This is a genomic window from Streptomyces sp. SX-6, from assembly GCF_059089585.1.
This window is the reverse complement of sequence record NZ_JBTHHU010000079.1, coordinates 1-1,809: the sequence shown is the minus strand read 5'-3', so window position 1 is coordinate 1,809 and position 1,809 is coordinate 1. Positions and strand designations below refer to the sequence as shown.

General features: G+C 70.6%; 2 protein-coding genes and 1 pseudogene. All 3 read right to left on the bottom strand.

What is annotated here, in order from left to right:
• Positions 1-122, bottom strand: a pseudogene (sufC, locus tag ACV530_RS36545) (Fe-S cluster assembly ATPase SufC); the annotation flags it as partial.
• Between the two features lie 7 nt (positions 123-129).
• A complete protein-coding gene (locus ACV530_RS36540) occupies positions 130-447 on the bottom strand; it encodes a non-heme iron oxygenase ferredoxin subunit (protein WP_494337041.1) in 318 nt (105 codons plus the stop codon).
• Positions 444-1,625: a Fe-S cluster assembly protein SufD gene (sufD, locus tag ACV530_RS36535; protein ID WP_494337040.1), complete on the bottom strand. Its 1,182-nt coding sequence runs from the start codon at positions 1,623-1,625 to the stop codon at positions 444-446. The genes ACV530_RS36540 and sufD overlap by 4 nt, the downstream gene beginning before the upstream one ends.
• Positions 1,626-1,809 lie beyond the last annotated feature (184 nt).

The window sequence follows — 1,809 nt, the reverse complement described above, 5'->3', positions numbered from 1 at the left end:
GGGCCCATGATGGCGTGGGTCTCGCCCTGCTTCACGGTCAGGTCGACGCCGCGCAGGATCTCCCGCGGGCCGTTCTCGGCCTCGACGGACACGTGCAGGTCGTGAATCTCAAGCGTTGCCATGGGGAACTCAGGACTCCTGGGTGAGGGAGACGAGCACGTCGTCTCCTTCGATCTTGACGGGGTATACGGGGACGGGGCGCGTGGCGGGCAGGCCGGAGGGCTTCCCGGTGCGCAGGTCGAAGGTGGAGCCGTGCAGCCAGCACTCGATGGCGCAGTCCTCCACCTCGCCCTCGGACAGCGAGACGTTCGCGTGCGAACAGATGTCGTGGATCGCGAAGACCTCGCCCTCGGTGCGCACTATCGAGACCGGGGTGCCCTCGATCTCGACCCGCTTGGGGGTGTCCTCTTCCAGCTCGCTCAGGGCGGCGACTCGTACGAAGCTCATGCGACGGACGCCTCCAGCTCGGCCTCGATCTTGGTGATGAGGCGCTCCTCCAGCTCGGGGATGCCGATCTGCTGGACCAGTTCGGCGAAGAAGCCGCGCACGACCAGCCTGCGGGCCTCGTCGGCGGGGATGCCGCGGGCCATCAGGTAGAAGAGCTGCTCGTCGTCGAAGCGGCCGGTCGCCGAGGCGTGGCCGGCACCGACGATCTCGCCGGTCTCGATCTCCAGGTTGGGGACCGAGTCGACGCGGGCCCCGTCGGTGAGGACGAGGTTGCGGTTGAGCTCGTAGGTGTCGGTGCCCTCGGCCGCGGCGCGGATGAGGACGTCGCCGATCCAGACCGCGTGGGCGTCCTTGCCCTGCAGCGCGCCCTTGTAGGCGACGTTGCTGCGGCAGTGCGGGGTGTCGTGATCGACAAAGAGGCGGTGCTCCTGGTGCTGGCCCTCGTCGGTGAAGTACAGGCCGTAGAGCTCGGCCTCGCCGCCGGGGGCGCCGTAGACGACCCGCGGGTGCAGGCGCACCAGGTCGCCGCCGAAGGTGACGATCACGGACTTGAAGGAGGCGTCGCGGCCGACCAGCGCGGTGTGCTGCGCGGCGTGCACCGCGGCGGGCTCCCAGTCCTGGACCGAGACGACGGTGAGCTTGGCGCCGTCGCCGATGACGTACTCGACGTTGGCGGCGAGCGTCGCGTCACCGGTGTGGTCGAGGACGACCACGGCCTCGGCGAAGGCGCCGACCTCGACGAGCTGGTGGCCGAAGGCCACCCCGCCCTCGCCGTGCACGGAGATGCGGACGGGCTCGGTGAGCACCGTCTCCTTGGGGATCGAGACGACCGAGGCCTTCTCGAAGGAGCTGTACGCCTGGGCGGCGACCCGGTCGACGGGCTTGCCGGCCCGGCCGAGCCGGGCGTCGTCGCGGCCGACGGTCTCCACGGTGACGCCCGCGGGGGCGCTCACCTCGACCTTGACGCCCGCGCCGTCGGCGACGGCGGTGCCGTCGTGCAGGCCGCGGAGGCGCTCGAGCGGGGTGAACCGCCACTCCTCCTCACGGCCGTGGGGCACGGGGAAGTCCGCGACGTCGTACGAGGCGGGGGCGCTCACGCGCGCGTCGATGGGCTGCTGCGGCCCGCCCACCTGGATGGCGCCGTCGGTCGTGCTGCCGGCGGGAGTGTTGTCAGCCATGGCTGTCGTCGTGCTCTCTTCCTGTCACAAAAAGGTTCGCTGCGGATGACGGGGCTTCGGTCAGCCGACCGAGCCCTCCATCTGCAGCTCGATCAGCCGGTTGAGCTCGAGCGCGTACTCCATCGGCAGCTCGCGGGCGATCGGCTCGACGAAGCCGCGCACGATCATCGCCATGGCCTCGTCC